Origin of the sequence: Streptomyces sp. DSM 41931 (assembly GCF_050271085.1) — a bacterium.
Lineage (GTDB): Bacteria > Actinomycetota > Actinomycetes > Streptomycetales > Streptomycetaceae > Streptomyces > Streptomyces albogriseolus.
In genome coordinates this window covers 2463176-2478376 of the sequence record NZ_CP189902.1, presented here as the reverse complement: position 1 = coordinate 2478376, position 15201 = coordinate 2463176, and the positions used below count along the sequence as shown (strand labels likewise).

The window sequence follows — 15201 nt, the reverse complement described above, 5'->3', positions numbered from 1 at the left end:
TCACTGCTCCTGGTGGGAGAGGGCTCGTACGGTGCGGGACGGGCTGGGCCGGCCCAGGTGGGCGGCCATCCAGACGCTTGTGGCGACCAGACGGCCGAGGTCGACCCCGGTGTCGATGCCGAGGCCCCGCAGCATCCACACGAGGTCTTCGGTGGCGAGATTGCCGGTGGCGGACTTCGCGTACGGGCAGCCGCCCAGCCCGCCGGCCGAGGCGTCGACCGTGGCGACGCCCTGCTGGAGCGCGGCCAGCGTGTTGGACAGCGCCTGGCCGTAGGTGTCGTGGAAGTGCACGCCCAGCGCGGGGACGGGCACGCCCGCCTCCGTGAGCGCGCCGATCAGGGCCGTCACATGGCCCGGGGTCGCCACCCCGATCGTGTCGCCGAGGCTCAGCTCGTCGCAGCCCATGTCGAGCAGCGCCCGGCACACGCGCACCACCTGGGGGACCGGGACCGCGCCCTCCCAGGGGTCGCCGAAGCACATCGACAGATAGCCGCGCACATGGACGCCCTGCTCCTTCGCCCGGGCCACCACGGGCTCGAACATGGCCAGCGCCTCGTCCACCGTGCGGTTCAGGTTGGCCTTGGCGAATGACTCCGTGGCGCTGGCGAACACCGCCACCCGCCGGGCGCCCAGCGCCAGCGCGCGGTCCAGGCCGCGCTCGTTGGGCACCAGCACCGGCAGGTCCACCGGCAGGTCGGACACCGCCGGGTACAGGTCCTCGGCGTCCGCGAGCTGGGGCACCCACTTCGGGTGCACGAAGCTCGTCGCCTCGATCGTGGTCAGGCCCGTGCCGGCCAGCCGGCGGACGAACTCCGCCTTCACGGCCGTCGGCACGGTCGCCTTCTCGTTCTGCAGGCCGTCGCGGGCGCCCACCTCGTGGATCCGCACCCGTGCGGGCAGGCCCTCGGCCGGTACGGCCATGGGCAGGCCCAGCTCGCTCACGTTCATGCCGTCTCCCCTTCCGCCGGTGCCGCGGTCTCCACGGGGGCGATGACCGCGAGCACCTGGTCCATGGCGACCGTCGTGCCCGGGGACACGTCCAGTTCGGTGACCGTGCCGGCGTGCGGGGCGGAGATGACGTGCTCCATCTTCATCGCCTCCACCACGAGCAGGCTCTGGCCCGCGTCCACCTCGTCGCCGACGGCGACCTTCACCACCGTCACCGTGCCCGGCATCGGCGCGGTCAGCGAGTCGGCGCCCCCCTGACCCGCCCGGGTGAGGGACGCGGCGACCGGGTCGTGGTCCCGCACCTGCCAGGCGTCACCGTCCCGGCCCAGCCAGGAGCCGTCCGGCAGGGCGGCGAAGGCGTGTGTGACGCCGTCCAGCGCGCAGGTGAACCGGTGCCCCTCCAGCGGCCCCGCGGACGCCCGCAGCGGGGTGTCCGCGCCAGGCAGCAGCAGCTCCGTGCCGCCGTCGGCCGTGGCCCGCACCCTTACGGTCACCGGGTCGTGGCCCGCCACCCGCAGATGGTGCGCCGTCCACGCCCGGCCGCCGCCCATCCGCCAGCCGTCGGCGGCGGCGAACGGGTCACGCCAGCCGGGCGCCGCGGCGGGCGCGAGGGCGGTGTGGCGCAGCAGCGCCGCCGCCGCGTACACCTCGGCCGGCACCTCGCCGCCGACCAGGGAGTCCGCCTCCCGCTCCACCAGACCGGTGTCCAGCTCGCCCGACACGACGGCCGGGTGCGCCAGCAGCCGCCGCAGGAAGCCCGCGTTGGTCTGCACGCCCAGCGTCACCGTCCCGGCGAGCGCCGCCCGCAGCTTGCGCAGCGCGGTCGCCCGGTCGGGGCCGTACGCGATCACCTTGGAGAGCATCGGGTCGTAGAGGCTGCCGACCTCCGTGCCCTCGCTCAGGCCGGAGTCGGTGCGCACGCCGTCGCCCTGCGGCTCGCGCAGCCGCAGCACCGTGCCGCCGGAGGGCAGGAACCCGCGCGCGGGGTCCTCGGCGCACAGCCGCGCCTCGACCGCGTGCCCGGTCAGGCGGACGTCGTCCTGCCCGAACGCCAGCCGCTCGCCCGCCGCGACCCGCAGCTGCCACTCCACCAGGTCGAGCCCCGTGATCAGCTCGGTGACCGGGTGCTCCACCTGGAGCCGGGTGTTCATCTCCATGAAGTAGTACGCCGACGGGTCGTCGCCCGGGACGATGAACTCCACCGTGCCCGCGCCCCGGTAGCCGCAGGAGCGGGCCGCCTGCACGGCCGCCTCGCCCATCGCCGCCCGGGTCTTCTCGTCGAGGAGCACACTGGGCGCCTCCTCGACGATCTTCTGGTGCCGGCGCTGGAGGGAGCACTCGCGCTCGCCCAGGTGCACCACGTTCCCGTGGCCGTCGGCCAGCACCTGGATCTCGATGTGCCGGGGCCGGTCGATCCACCGCTCCACCAGCAGCGTGTCGTCGCCGAAGGAGGCGCGGGCCTCGCGCCGGGCGGCGGCGATCTCGTCCGCGAGACGCGTCTCGTCCCGCACCAGCCGCATGCCCTTGCCGCCGCCGCCCGCCGACGGCTTCAGCAGCACCGGCATGCCGATCTCCCGGGCCGCGTCGACGAGCTGCGCGTCCGTCAGCCCGCTGCCGCTGGAGCCGGGCACCACCGGCACCCCGGCCGCCTTCACCGTCTCCTTGGCGCGGATCTTGTCGCCCATCAGGGCGATGGCGTCCGCCGGGGGACCGATGAACACCAGCCCCGCCGCCTCGCACGCCCGTGCGAACCCCGCGTTCTCCGCGAGGAAGCCGTACCCCGGGTGCACCGCCTGCGCGCCGGTGCGGGCGGCGGCCTCCAGCAGCCGTTCCGCCGACAGGTAACTCTCCGCGGCCGGCGCCGGGCCGATCCGTACCGCCGCGTCGGCCTCGCGGACGTGCCGGGCGCCGGCGTCCGCGTCGGAGTACACCGCCACCGAGCGCACGCCCAGCGACCGCAGCGTGCGCACGACACGGACGGCGATCTCGCCCCGGTTCGCCACCAGCACCGTGTCGAACATCTGATCAGTCATCGTCAGGGGTCCCCTCACATCCGGAAGACGCCGAACTGGGGGTCACCCAGGGGCGCGTTGGCGCACGCGGTCAGGGCCAGCCCCAGCACCTGCCGGGTCTCCATCGGGTCGATCACGCCGTCGTCCCAGAGGCGGGCCGTCGCGTAGTAGGCGTTCCCCTGGCGCTCGTACTGGGCGCGGATCGGGGCCTTGAAGGCGTCCTCGTCCTCGGCCGGCCACTCCTCGCCCCGCGCCTCCAACTGGTCCCGCTTCACGGTGGCCAGCACCGAGGCCGCCTGCTCGCCGCCCATCACCGAGATCTTGGCGTTCGGCCACATCCACAGGAAGCGGGGGGAGTAGGCCCGGCCGCACATCGAGTAGTTGCCCGCCCCGTACGACCCGCCGACCACGACGGTCAGCTTCGGCACGCGCGTGCAGGCGACGGCCGTGACCATCTTGGCGCCGTGCTTGGCGATGCCCCCCGCCTCGTAGTCCTTGCCGACCATGAAGCCCGAGATGTTCTGCAGGAACAGCAGCGGGATGCCGCGCTGGTCGCACAGCTCGATGAAGTGGGCGCCCTTCTGGGCGGACTCGGAGAACAGGATGCCGTTGTTGGCGACGATCCCCACCGGGTGGCCGTGGATGTGCGCGAAGCCGGTGACCAGGGTCTGCCCGAACTCCGCCTTGAACTCGGCGAACCGGGAGCCGTCGGTGATCCGGGCGATGATCTCGCGGACGTCGTAGGGGGTGCGGGAGTCCACCGGCACCGCGCCGTACAGCCCCGCCGGGTCCACCTTGGGCTCGGCGACCGGCTCCACCCGCCAGGGCGGCTCGCCGCGCCCGGGCAGCGTGGAGACGATCTGGCGGACGATCCTGAGCGCGTGCGCGTCGTCCTCGGCGAGGTGGTCGGTCACCCCGGACACCCGGGAGTGGACCTCGCCGCCGCCCAGCTCCTCCGCCGTGACCACCTCGCCGGTGGCCGCCTTCACCAGCGGCGGGCCGCCGAGGAAGATCGTGCCCTGGTTGCGCACGATCACCGCCTCGTCGCTCATCGCGGGCACGTACGCGCCGCCGGCGGTGCAGGAGCCGAGCACCGCCGCGATCTGCGGGATGCCGGCGCCGGACATCCGGGCCTGGTTGTAGAAGATGCGGCCGAAGTGGTCCCGGTCCGGGAACACCTCGTCCTGCATCGGCAGGAACGCCCCGCCGGAGTCCACCAGGTAGACGCAGGGCAGCCGGTTGTCCAGGGCCACCTCCTGCGCGCGCAGGTGCTTCTTCACGGTCATCGGGTAGTACGTGCCGCCCTTGACGGTGGCGTCGTTGGCGACGACCACGCACTCGCGGCCCGCGACCCGGCCGATCCCGGCGATCACCCCGGCCGCCGGCGCCTGCCCGTCGTACATCCCGTCGGCGGCCAGCGGGGCCAGCTCCAGGAAGGGCGAGCCGGGGTCGAGGAGGGTGTCCACCCGGTCGCGCGGGAGCAGCTTCCCGCGCGCGGTGTGACGGGCGCGCGCCCGCTCGCCGCCGCCGAGCGCCGCCGCGGCCAGCTTGCCGCGCAGCTCCTCGACGAGGGCGCGGTGCGCCTCCTCGTTGGCCCGAAAGGCCTCCGACGCGGGATCTGCCGCGCTGTGAAGCTCCGGTGCCTCATGCATCCTGCGGGTCCCCTCACGTGTTAATGAGCGTTAACGCATTTCCTCCAGGTTAACGACCGCTAACCTCCCTGTCTAGAATCGTCTTCATGGCCACCAGAACCGACGCCCCCACCCGCCGCGAGCAGATCCTCAAGGAGGCCGCGCGGCTCTTCGCCGAGCGGGGCTTCCACGGGGTCGGCGTCGACGAGATAGGCGCCGCCGTCGGCATCAGCGGTCCCGGGCTCTACCGGCACTTCGCGGGCAAGGACGCGATGCTGGCGGAGCTGCTGGTCGGCATCAGCGAGTCGCTGCTCACCGGTGCGAAGCGGCGGCTCGCCGAGGCGGACGGGGCGGGCGGGGTGGCTCCCGGGGCGGTCCTCGACTCGCTGATCGAGGGGCACATCGACTTCGCGCTCGACGACCGCCCGCTCATCACCCTGCACGACCGTGAGCTGGACCGCCTCCGGGACGCCGACCGCAAGCTGGTGCGCCAGCTCCAGCGGCAGTACGTCGAGCTGTGGGTGGGTGTGGTGCGCCGCCTCTACCCGGACCTCGCCGAGCCCACCGCCCGCTCGGCGGTCCACTCGGTCTTCGGCCTCCTCAACTCCACCCCCCACCTCACCCGCCCGGGCTCCCTCCCGGACCGCGCGGGCACGGCGGAGCTCCTGCACCGGATGGCGCGGGGGGCGTTCGAGGCGGCGGGCTCGCGGTGACCCCGGGCGAGTGACGAGCGTTACGGGGGCTCCACTCTGGACGCCTGTGGATACTCGCCGGTACCTTGTTCTGAGCAAGCGCTTAGACATGCCCAGGCTGCGGAGGTGGCGGACAGTGCGCCGTACGGTTTTCAACGAGGATCACGAGGCGTTCCGGGAGACCATCCGCGCCTTCATCGAGGCCGAGGTCGTCCCCGTCTACGACGAGTGGTTCGCGGCGGGCCAGGCGCCCCGCGACTTCTACTACAAGCTCGGCGAGCTGGGCATCTTCGGCATCAGCGTGCCGGAGGAGTACGGCGGCGCGGGCATGGACACCCACAAGTTCGAGGCCGTCCTCTACGAGGAGACCGCCCGCGCGGGCGTCCAGTTCGGCGGCTCCGGCGTGCATGTGCTGCTCGCCCTGCCCTACATCAAGATGCTCGCCACCGACGAGCAGAAGAAGCGCTTCCTGCCGAAGTTCGTCTCCGGCGAGGAGATGTGGGCCATCGCGATGACCGAGCCGGGCACCGGCTCCGACCTCGCGGGCATGAAGACCACCGCCAAGCTGAGCGAGGACGGCACCCACTACGTCCTGAACGGCGCCAAAACCTTCATCACCGGCGGTGTGCACGCCGACAAGGTGATCGTCTGCGCCCGCACCGCGGCCCCCACCGCCGAGGACCGCCGTCACGGCATCTCCCTCTTCGCCGTGGACACCAAGTCCGAGGGCTACTCGGTCGGCCGCAAGCTCGACAAGCTCGGCCTGAAGACCTCCGACACCGCCGAGCTGGCGTTCGTCGACGTCAAGGTGCCCGTCGAGGACCTGCTCGGCGAGGAGAACAAGGGCTTCTACTACCTCGGCCACAACCTGGCCTCCGAGCGCTGGGGCATCGCCTTCGGCGCCTACGCCCAGGCCAAGGCCGCGGTCCGGTTCGCCAAGCAGTACGTGCAGGAGCGCACCGTCTTCGGCAAGCCGGTCGCGCACTTCCAGAACACGAAGTTCGAGCTGGCCGCCTGCCAGGCCGAGGTGGACGCCGCCGAGGCCGTCGCCGACCGCGCCACCGAGGCCCTGGACGCCGGCGAGCTCACGCCCGCCGAGGCCGCCAGCGCCAAGCTGTTCTGCACCGAGGTCGCCCACCGCGTCATCGACCGCTGCCTCCAGCTGCACGGCGGCTACGGCTACATGAACGAGTACCCGATCGCCCGCCTGTACGCGGACAACCGGGTCAACCGCATCTACGGCGGCACCAGCGAGATCATGAAGACGATCATCGCCAAGGACATGGGCCTGTAAGGTCCCGGAAATCCCTGCCGTATACAACTGATTCCATGAGTCAGGCTCTCCAAGAACTCCTCGATCTGCTCGACCTCGAGCAGATCGAGGAGAACATCTTCCGCGGCAGCTCGCGCAGCGCCGTCGTCCCCCGCGTCTTCGGCGGACAGGTCGCGGCGCAGGCGCTGGTCGCGGCCGGGCGGACCGTCCCCGAGGACCGGCCCGCCCATTCCCTGCACGCGTACTTCCTGCGCCTCGGCGACCCCGGCGCGCCGATCGTCTACACCGTCGACCGGATCCGCGACGGCCGCTCGTTCACCACCCGGCGGGTGGTCGCGGTCCAGCACGGCAAGCCGATCTTCCACCTCTCCGCGTCCTTCCAGACGTACGAGGAGGGCCTGGACCACCAGGACCCGATGCCGCCCTCCCCGGACCCGGAGACGCTCCCCACCTCCGAGGAGCGGCTGCGGGGCTACCCGCACCTGTCGTCGGACGTGGTGCACCGCTACCTCGGCGCCCGCGCCGCCGTCGACCTGCGCTACGTCGACGACCCGCCGTACGGCCGCTTCGGCGAGCCGCGCGACCCGCACAGCCAGGTGTGGTTCCGCACCAACGGCAAGGTCGAGGGCGACGACCCGCTGCTGCACGTCGTGCTCGCCACGTACGTCTCCGACATGACGCTGCTGGACTCGATCCTGCTCGCCCACGGGCGCGGCGGCTGGGCGGTCGGCGACGTGGTCGGGGCGTCCCTGGACCACGCCATGTGGTTCCACCGCCCGTTCCGCGCGGACGAGTGGCTGCTGTACGACCAGCAGTCCCCGTCCGCCCACGGCGGCCGGGGCCTCGGCCAGGGCCGCATCTACACCCAGGACGGCCGCCTCGCGGTCTCCGTCATCCAGGAGGGCGTGGTCCGCGTCCCGCGCGACGAGGACTGACGCGGCATCGTTGGGGGAGCGTCAGCTCAGACCCGCCGCCGCCAGCAGGTACGCCGTCATCGGGTCGTAGTGGCGGGGGCTCGTCACATGGTCGTCCAGGGGGACGGTCACCTGGACGGTGCCCTCGGCCTCGGCGAGGAACAGCGCCGGGTCGTTGCAGTCGGCGTACCCGACGGAGTCCACGCCGTACTGGCCGGCGGCGCCCGCCCAGCCGTGGTCGGCGACCACCAGGTCGGGCAGCGGTCTCCCCTCGCGCTCCAGCGCCGTCAGGATCGTCTTCATCGGCGCACCCGAGTGGGTGTGCCACAGCGTCGCCCCGTGCTCCAGCACCGCCACGTCCGCGAACTGCATCACGTAGCCCTCGTCCGTGGTCAGCCCGTCCGGGATGACCACGATGTCGCAGCCCGCCGCCCGCAGCGCGGCGGCCGTCGCCCGGTGCACGTCCAGCAGGCCGCCCGGATGGCCGGTCGCCAGCAGCACCCGCTGCCGGCCCTCCGCCGCCTTGCGCAGCCGCCCCGCCATCCGCTCCAGACCGTCGACCGTCAGCTCGGGGTCGATGGTGTCCTGCCCGTACCGGTGCTCCGGGTCGTCGTTCACGCCGACCCGCTCGGCCATCACCGCGAGTACGTCCTGCTCGTCGGTCCAGCGCTCGCCGAGCTCCAGGCCGAGCCAGTAGTGCCGGTCGCCGTTCGCCAGCTTCCGGTAGTGGGAGAGGTTGTTCTCGCGCGGCGTGGCGACCTCGCCCGCGATGCGGGTGGCGACCAGGTGTTCGACGAGTTCGGCGCGGCTGGGGGTCCCGGGTATCGGCATGCGTCCATTGTGAGGCAGGGAACAGGGCGCGTCCCTGGCGTATCGCGCGCTGGGACGTGCGTCACGTACTCAGCCGACTCCGTACGGCTACCCAGGAGTTGTCGTCCCGGCCCCCCGGGCGCGGCCGCCGGCGCTACGTCCGCCGCAGAGCGAACCACAGCTCCATCCGGACGTCCGGGTCGTCCAGATCCGTGTCCAGGAGGGCCGCGCACCGGGCGATCCGCTGCCTGACCGTGTTGCGGTGCACGTCGAGGGCGACCGCCGTGCGGTCCCAGCTGCCGTGCAGGGAGAGCCAGGTGCGCAGGGTGTCGACCAGGGCCGGGGACCGCTCTATCGGCGCGAGCAGGGCGCGGGCGTGGGCGTCGGCGTCGTGCGGCGGGACCAGGTCGGTGAGGGCCGGGCGGTCGCCGTGGCGCAGCAGCGGGGTGCGGGTGGCGCGGGCGCGGGCCAGGGCGCGGGAGGCCTGGGCGTCGGCGGCCGGCCAGTCCCGCGGGGCCGCCGCCGCGCTGACGCCGAGCGTCCAGCCCGGCACCCGCTCCACCGTCCGCCCGTCGGGCACCAGCACCCGCACCACCTCGCCCGTGACGTCCACCAGCGACGAGCCGAGGGCGGCGCCCAGCGCGGAGGCGGCCACCGGGTCCGGGGCCGCCCGCCCGTCCGGCCTGCCGCGCACCACCCGCCACCGGTCCCCGCCGAGCAGCGGCGCCACCTCCGCGGGCGCCGCGCCCAGCAGCAGCCGTACCAGCGCGGAGGAGCGGTCGGCGCCGGAGCCGCCGCGCCGTTCGCCGGTGAGCAGGGAGAGCAGCACGGCGGCGACGGACGCGATGGTGTGGTCGCCCGCGTCCCGCTGCGGGGCGGCCGTCCCCAGCACGAACCCCTCGCCGTTGCCCAGCGCGTGGGCGACCAGCCGCACCCCGGCCACCGTGTCGGACGCGGAGGAGGGACGGGCGTCCGACGGCTCCTGCCCCGACGGCCCCGACGGCCTCACCACCTCCGCGAGTTTCGCCAGCGCCGTCCGCGCCTCCGCGCCGGGGTCGGGTCCCGCGCCCGCGACCGGCGTGCCCTCGGGGCCGTACAGCACCGCCCGTCCGCCCAGACGGCGGGCGAGCTGCTGGAGGACGGCGGGGACCGGGTCGGGGCGGGCGGCAGCCGTGGCGAGGCTCTGCTGCGCCTCCGTGACCCGCCGCAGCTCGGCCGTGCGGGCCTGCGCCATCAGCTGCCACAGCGCCCGCGCCACCGCCGAGAAGGTGGTCCGCGGCGGCACCTCCAGCAGCGGCAGCCCGTGCATCTCGCACGCCTCCACCAGCGCCCCGGGCACCGTGTCGTGCACCGGTGCGACGCCGAAGCCGAGCGCCGCCCCGCCCGCCGCGACGATCCGCGACACGTACGCGTCGAAGTAGCCCGCGCCCGCGCCGTCCGGGATGTGCACGCCCGCCGACAGCAGCAGTTCGCCGCCCAGCAGGTACGGATAGGGGTCGGCCATCTCCGAGGTGTGCGCCCAGTGCACGACGACCGCCGGGTCCGCGGGGCCCGCGATCCGGCGCAGGCCCAGGTCCGCGCGGGCCAGCAGCGCGTCCAGAGGGACGGGAGGGGTGGGCGGAACAGTGGGGTCCGGCATGGTGGACGTTTCCTCCATCCCAGGCTGCCGATCTGGATGAAACGTACACTTCGCAGTCGCTTTTCGGCCACCTAGGGTCGGGTCACCGGCAACCCGCGGGTACGGGCGGATGTCCCCGCGCGGCGCCGGTGAGCGCGATCCGTCTGCACGACACGCCACCGACAGTGCGCGAAGGAGGCCCCCGCATGGCCGTGGACTACCTGGTCATCGTCGTCTATCTGGCCGGCATGCTGGCCATGGGCTGGTGGGGCATGCGCCGCGCCAAGTCCAAGAGCGAGTTCCTGGTGGCGGGCCGCCGCCTGGGCCCCGCCATGTACTCGGGCACCATGGCCGCCATCGTCCTCGGCGGCGCCTCCACCATCGGCGGCGTGGGCCTCGGCTACCAGTACGGACTGTCCGGCGCCTGGATGGTGTTCACCATCGGCCTCGGACTGCTCGCCCTGAGCGTCTTCTTCTCCGCCCGCATCGCCCGGCTGAAGGTCTACACCGTCTCCGAGATGCTCGACCTGCGCTACGGCGGCCGGGCCGGCGTCATCTCCGGCCTCGTCATGTGGGCGTACACCCTCATGCTCGCGGTGACCTCGACGATCGCCTACGCCACGATCTTCGACGTCCTCTTCGACATCAACCGCACCCTCGCGATCGTCCTCGGCGGCTCGATCGTCGTCGCGTACTCCACGCTCGGCGGCATGTGGTCGATCACGCTGACCGACATGGTGCAGTTCGTCGTGAAGACGGTCGGCGTGCTGCTCCTGCTGCTGCCCATCGCCGTGGTCAAGGCGGGCGGGTTCGCCGAGATGAAGGCGCAGCTGCCCACCGAGTACTTCGACCCGCTGGGCATCGGCGGCGAGACGATCTTCACGTACGTGCTGATCTACACCTTCGGCATGCTCATCGGGCAGGACATCTGGCAGCGGGTGTTCACCGCCCGCAGCGACCGCACGGCCCGCTGGGGCGGCACCGTCGCCGGCACCTACTGCCTCGCCTACGCCGTCGCCGGCGCCGTCATCGGCACGGCCGCCAAGGTGCTCTACCCCAAGCTCGCCAGCCCCGACGACGCGTTCGCCACCATCGTCAAGGACGAGCTGCCCATGGGCGTGCGCGGCCTCGTGCTGGCCGCGGCCCTGGCCGCCGTGATGTCGACGTCCTCGGGTGCGCTGATCGCCTGCGCCACCGTCGCCAACAACGACATCTGGGCACGGCTGCGCGGCGTCGTCCGCCCGGAGGGCGAGCAGCACGACGAGGTCAGGGGCAACCGCGCCTTCATCCTGCTCATGGGCCTCGCCGTGATCGCCACCGCCATCGCGCTCAACGACGTCGTCCAGGCGCTGACCGTCGCGTACAACCTGCTGGTCGGCGGGCTGCTCGTGCCCATCCTGGGCGGGCTGCTGTGGAAGCGCGGCACCGCGCAGGGCGCCCTCGCCTCCGTCGCCGTCGGCGGCCTCGCCGTGACCGGCCTGATGGCCGCGTACGGCATCCTCGCCAACGAGCCCGTCTACTACGGCCTCCTCGCCTCCCTCGCGGCCTACGTCGTCGTCTCCCTCGCCACCCGTCCCACCGACGCGGCCGTCCTCGCCGCCTGGCGCGAACGCCTCGCCGGACGCGCCCCCGCGCCGGAGAACGCGACCGAAACCGTGTCCGAACAGGTCCCGGCCGCCCAGTAGCATCGTGGGCAGTCAGCACATACGCGACGAAGCGTAGGAAAGAGAGCAGTCCTCCATGAGCAGCAACGAGACGCCCCGCGGCCCCGTCGACTCGTCCCGGGTGCCGCGCTACGCGGGCCCCGCGACCTTCGCCCGGCTTCCCCGCCTCGACGAGGTCGGCCGCGCCGACGTCGCCGTCGTGGGCGTGCCGTTCGACTCCGGCGTCTCGTACCGGCCGGGCGCCCGCTTCGGCGGCAACGCCATCCGCGAGGCGTCCCGGCTGCTGCGCCCCTACAACCCCGCGCAGGACGCCTCGCCGTTCGCCCTCGCGCAGGTCGCGGACGGCGGCGACATCGCCGTCAACCCGTTCAACATCAACGAGGCCGTCGAGACGGTCGAGGCGGCGGCGGACGACCTGCTGGGGACGGGCGCCCGCCTGATGACCCTCGGCGGCGACCACACCATCGCCCTGCCGCTGCTGCGGAGCGTCGCGAAGAAGCACGGCCCGGTCGCGCTGCTCCACTTCGACGCGCACCTCGACACCTGGGACACGTACTTCGGCGCCGAGTACACCCACGGCACGCCGTTCCGCCGGGCCGTCGAGGAGGGCATCCTCGACACCGAGGCGCTCTCCCACGTCGGCACCCGCGGCCCGCTCTACGGCAAGCAGGACCTCACCGACGACGAGAAGATGGGCTTCGGCATCGTCACCTCGGCGGACGTCTACCGCCGTGGCGCCGACGAGGTCGCCGACCAGCTCCGGCAGCGCATCGGCGACCGGCCGCTGTACATCTCCATCGACATCGACTGCCTCGACCCGGCCCACGCGCCCGGCACCGGCACGCCCGAGGCGGGCGGCATGACCTCCCGCGAGCTGCTGGAGATCCTGCGCGGCCTCGCCTCCTGCAACCTGGTCTCCGCCGACGTCGTCGAGGTGGCGCCCGCGTACGACCACGCCGAGATCACCTCGGTCGCCGCGTCGCACACGGCGTACGAACTGACCACCATCATGTCCCGCCAGATCGCGGAGGCCCGCGCCAAGTGACGCACGACCACGACCTGGAGCTCCGCCCGACCGCCGCCCAGACGGAGGCGGCGCTGAACCCCCCGCCCGGCCGTACCGGCGGTGATCTGGTCGTGGAGACCCTGGCCGGGCTCGGCGCGACCACCGTCTTCGGCCTGCCCGGCCAGCACGCCCTCGGCATGTTCGACGCCCTGCGCCGCTCCGACCTGCGCTACATCGGCCTGCGCGTGGAGAACAACGCGGGCTTCGCGGCGGACGCGTACGGCCGCATCACCGGCGAGGCGGCGCCGCTGCTGCTGTCCACAGGACCCGGCGCCCTCACCTCGCTGCCCGCGTTGCAGGAGGCGGCGGCCGCGTCCGCGCCGGTACTGGCGATCAGCAGCCAGGTGCCGACCGCCGGGCTCGGCGGCGGACGCCACGGCTACTTGCACGAACTCCCGGACCAGTCCGCCTCGTTCCGGGGCGTCGTCAAGTCCGTGCACACGGTCCGTACGGCCTCCCAGATCCCCTCCGCGATCGCGGCGGCCTGGAAGTCGGCGCTCACCGTCCCGCACGGGCCGGTGTGGGTGGAGATCCCGCAGGACGTGCTGCTCGCCGAGACGATGCTGCCGGTGGTGACGGCGATGGACGCCACCCCGGACGAGCTGCCCCCGCGCCCCGAACTGACCGCGCTGGCCGCGCACCTGCTGTCCCGCGCCGAACGCCCCGCGATCATCGCGGGCGGCGGAGTGATCCGCTCCGACGCCTCCGGCAAGCTGCGGCAGCTCGCCGAGCGGATCCAGGCGCCCGTGGTGACCACCCCCGGCGGCAAGGGCGCCTTCCCGTGGACCCACCCGCTGTCCCTCCAGTCCTGGATCGAGGACCGCCACACCACCGACTTCCTGGAGGACGCGGACGTCCTGCTCGTCGTCGGCTCCGGACTCGGCGAACTCTCCTCGAACTACCACACGTTCACGCCGCGCGGCCGGGTGATCCAGATCGAGGCCGACCTCGGCAAGCTGGAGTCCAACCACCCCGGCATCGGCATCCACGCGGACGCCCGCCTGGCCCTCCAGGCGCTCCTGGAGACGGTCGGGCCCCGCGCGGACGACACCGCCCCCGCGCGGGTGCGGGAGCTGCTGGACCGGGTCCGGGCCCGTATCGACGGGCAGGACCTGGCGCTGGAGCAGCAGGTGCTGACGGCCGTGCGGCGCGCCCTGCCGACCGGCTCGCCGTCCTTCTGGGACATGACGATCCTCGCCTACTGGGCGTGGTCCGCGTTCGACGCGATGGGCCCCAACCACCTGCACTCGGCGCAGGGCGCCGGCGGCCTCGGCTACGGCTTCCCCGCCGCCCTCGGAGCGGCGGCCGCCGACCCCACCCGCCCGGTGCTGGCTGTCTCCGGCGACGGCGGCGCGCTGTACTCGATCGCCGAGCTGGCCACGGCCCGCCAGTACGACCTGGACGTCACCTGGCTGATCGTGGACGACGGCGGCTACGGCATCCTGCGCGAGTACATGACGGACGCCTTCGGCGAGCCCACGGCGACCGAGCTGACCCGCCCGGACTACGTGGCCCTGGCCGAGTCCTTCGGCGTCCCGGGCGTCCGCACCACCCCGGAGACCCTGGAGGAGGACCTCGCCAAGTCCCTCTCCACCCCGGGCCCCTCCGTCGTCGTCCTCCCGGCGGTCCTGCGCATGTTCGCACCGACACACCTGGACTGAGGCCGGACCGAGGCGCGGGCGGCTACGAGATCGCCCGCAGCCGTCCGCGCCCCGTCCGCTCGCCGAGGCGGGCCAGCGCCTGAGACGTCGCCTCGTCGTCGGGCAGGAGGACCAACAGCAGCTGGGAGTCCGACGGGAGTTCGAGGAACTCGCGGCGCAGACGCAGGTCACCCGCGTCGGGGTGGCTCAGGCGCAGCACGCCCCGCTCCGGGACCCTGTGGCGGTTCAGCCGGCGGGTGAACTCCGGGCCGGCCGCGGGCGCCAGTTCCGCCGCCAGCCACTCCGCGTTCTCCGCCTTCGGGCCCAGCCACAGGTCGAAGACCTGCTCGTCGGCGACCTCGTCCCAGTCGGGGAAGAACGACCGGGCGCGCGGGTCGGTGAACACGTACCGCGTGAGGTTCGGCCCGTCCCCGTCCAGCAGCCCCGTGCCGGCCGTGAGCGCCTCGTAGGCCGGGGTCCAGGCGAGGAGGTCGCCCAGCCGGTTGGTGACCACCGCGACGCCCGGCTCCAGCAGCCGCAGCGTCTCCCGCACCGACGCCCGCACGTCTCGGCGGGCGGGCTCGCGTCCGAGGTGACCGGTGCACTCGTCGCCGCTGATCTTCGCCAGGTACCGCACATGCTCACGCTCCGCCGGGGTCAGCGCGAGCGCGTCGCACAGCGCGTGCAGCACGGCCACCGAGGGGTGGCGGTCGCGGCCCTGCTCGATCCGGGTCAGGTACTCGACGCTGACCCCGGCCCGCGTGGCCACGTCCGAGCGGCGCAGTCCGGGGGAGCGGCGGCGGCCGTGCTCCGGGAGCCCCAGCTGCTCCGGCTGGGTGCTGTCGCGCTTGAGCCGCAGGAAGTCGCCCAGTGGTGTCCCCATGACCGCGAGGATAGGACGGCCGGCGCGCCCGCGCGCAGTGCTCAGCATGG

At 73.4% G+C, this 15201-nt stretch carries 12 protein-coding genes; 6 read left to right on the top strand and 6 right to left on the bottom strand.

The features are described from left to right. Genes ACP7TJ_RS11475 through ACP7TJ_RS11465 form a run of 3 tightly spaced genes read right to left on the bottom strand, consistent with a single transcriptional unit; the run spans position 1 to position 4612 of the window. Positions 1–948 (bottom strand): hydroxymethylglutaryl-CoA lyase, encoded by a 948-nt coding sequence (locus ACP7TJ_RS11475; RefSeq protein WP_093767220.1) that lies wholly within the window; start codon positions 946–948, stop codon positions 1–3. Then, positions 945–2969, bottom strand: a complete 2025-nt coding sequence (locus ACP7TJ_RS11470; protein ID WP_380882839.1) for an acetyl/propionyl/methylcrotonyl-CoA carboxylase subunit alpha — start codon at positions 2967–2969, stop codon at positions 945–947. The genes ACP7TJ_RS11475 and ACP7TJ_RS11470 overlap by 4 nt, the downstream gene beginning before the upstream one ends. Positions 2970–2995: 26 nt before the next feature. After that, complete coding sequence (locus ACP7TJ_RS11465; protein ID WP_093767222.1) at positions 2996–4612, bottom strand: carboxyl transferase domain-containing protein; 1617 nt, start codon at positions 4610–4612, stop codon at positions 2996–2998. An 86-nt stretch (positions 4613–4698) separates the two neighbouring features. On the opposite strand from ACP7TJ_RS11465, the gene ACP7TJ_RS11460 reads away from it, so the two are divergent. The 3 genes from ACP7TJ_RS11460 to ACP7TJ_RS11450 all read left to right on the top strand — a co-directional run bounded on the left by ACP7TJ_RS11460 (position 4699) and on the right by ACP7TJ_RS11450 (position 7491). After that, positions 4699–5304: an SACE_7040 family transcriptional regulator gene (locus ACP7TJ_RS11460; protein WP_266546304.1), complete on the top strand. Its 606-nt coding sequence runs from the start codon at positions 4699–4701 to the stop codon at positions 5302–5304. Between the two features lie 115 nt (positions 5305–5419). Continuing rightward, the gene (locus tag ACP7TJ_RS11455) at positions 5420–6577 is read left to right on the top strand and encodes an acyl-CoA dehydrogenase family protein (RefSeq protein WP_093767224.1); all 1158 of its coding nucleotides are present in this window, start codon (positions 5420–5422) and stop codon (positions 6575–6577) included. A 35-nt stretch (positions 6578–6612) separates the two neighbouring features. Continuing rightward, positions 6613–7491, top strand: a complete 879-nt coding sequence (locus tag ACP7TJ_RS11450; protein WP_427763035.1) for an acyl-CoA thioesterase — start codon at positions 6613–6615, stop codon at positions 7489–7491. Between the two features lie 21 nt (positions 7492–7512). Here ACP7TJ_RS11450 and ACP7TJ_RS11445 read toward each other — a convergent pair whose 3' ends face one another. After that, the gene (locus ACP7TJ_RS11445; protein WP_093767226.1) at positions 7513–8301 is read right to left on the bottom strand and encodes a phosphatase; all 789 of its coding nucleotides are present in this window, start codon (positions 8299–8301) and stop codon (positions 7513–7515) included. 133 nt (positions 8302–8434) lie between these two features. Further along, positions 8435–9919, bottom strand: coding sequence for a helix-turn-helix domain-containing protein (locus ACP7TJ_RS11440; RefSeq protein WP_427763033.1), 1485 nt, complete (start codon positions 9917–9919; stop codon positions 8435–8437). A 185-nt stretch (positions 9920–10104) separates the two neighbouring features. Here ACP7TJ_RS11440 and ACP7TJ_RS11435 point away from each other — a divergent pair, with 185 nt between their 5' ends. The 3 genes from ACP7TJ_RS11435 to ACP7TJ_RS11425 are packed head-to-tail and all read left to right on the top strand — an operon-like array spanning position 10105 to position 14289. After that, positions 10105–11583, top strand: a complete 1479-nt coding sequence (locus ACP7TJ_RS11435) for a sodium:solute symporter (protein ID WP_167741832.1) — start codon at positions 10105–10107, stop codon at positions 11581–11583. 55 nt (positions 11584–11638) lie between these two features. Next, on the top strand, positions 11639–12607 hold the full coding sequence (gene speB, locus ACP7TJ_RS11430) for an agmatinase (protein WP_093767229.1): 969 nt from the start codon (positions 11639–11641) through the stop codon (positions 12605–12607). Continuing rightward, positions 12604–14289, top strand: a complete 1686-nt coding sequence (locus ACP7TJ_RS11425; protein ID WP_390921316.1) for a thiamine pyrophosphate-binding protein — start codon at positions 12604–12606, stop codon at positions 14287–14289. The genes speB and ACP7TJ_RS11425 overlap by 4 nt, the downstream gene beginning before the upstream one ends. A 22-nt stretch (positions 14290–14311) precedes the next feature. Here the strand turns inward: ACP7TJ_RS11425 and ACP7TJ_RS11420 are convergent, their stop codons facing one another. Continuing rightward, positions 14312–15151 carry a helix-turn-helix domain-containing protein gene (locus ACP7TJ_RS11420; protein WP_093767231.1) on the bottom strand — a complete coding sequence of 280 codons (840 nt, stop codon included), beginning with the start codon at positions 15149–15151 and terminating at the stop codon, positions 14312–14314. Positions 15152–15201 lie beyond the last annotated feature (50 nt).

Coding starts and splice junctions, on each gene's coding strand:
- ACP7TJ_RS11475 (WP_093767220.1), bottom strand. CDS start 948: ATGAACGTGAGCGAGCTGGGCCTGCCCATGGCCGTACCGGCCGAGGGC.
- ACP7TJ_RS11470 (WP_380882839.1), bottom strand. CDS start 2,969: ATGTTCGACACGGTGCTGGTGGCGAACCGGGGCGAGATCGCCGTCCGT.
- ACP7TJ_RS11465 (WP_093767222.1), bottom strand. CDS start 4,612: ATGCATGAGGCACCGGAGCTTCACAGCGCGGCAGATCCCGCGTCGGAG.
- ACP7TJ_RS11460 (WP_266546304.1), top strand. CDS start 4,699: ATGGCCACCAGAACCGACGCCCCCACCCGCCGCGAGCAGATCCTCAAG.
- ACP7TJ_RS11450 (WP_427763035.1), top strand. CDS start 6,613: ATGAGTCAGGCTCTCCAAGAACTCCTCGATCTGCTCGACCTCGAGCAG.
- ACP7TJ_RS11445 (WP_093767226.1), bottom strand. CDS start 8,301: ATGCCGATACCCGGGACCCCCAGCCGCGCCGAACTCGTCGAACACCTG.
- ACP7TJ_RS11440 (WP_427763033.1), bottom strand. CDS start 9,919: ATGCCGGACCCCACTGTTCCGCCCACCCCTCCCGTCCCTCTGGACGCG.
- ACP7TJ_RS11435 (WP_167741832.1), top strand. CDS start 10,105: ATGGCCGTGGACTACCTGGTCATCGTCGTCTATCTGGCCGGCATGCTG.
- speB (WP_093767229.1), top strand. CDS start 11,639: ATGAGCAGCAACGAGACGCCCCGCGGCCCCGTCGACTCGTCCCGGGTG.
- ACP7TJ_RS11420 (WP_093767231.1), bottom strand. CDS start 15,151: ATGGGGACACCACTGGGCGACTTCCTGCGGCTCAAGCGCGACAGCACC.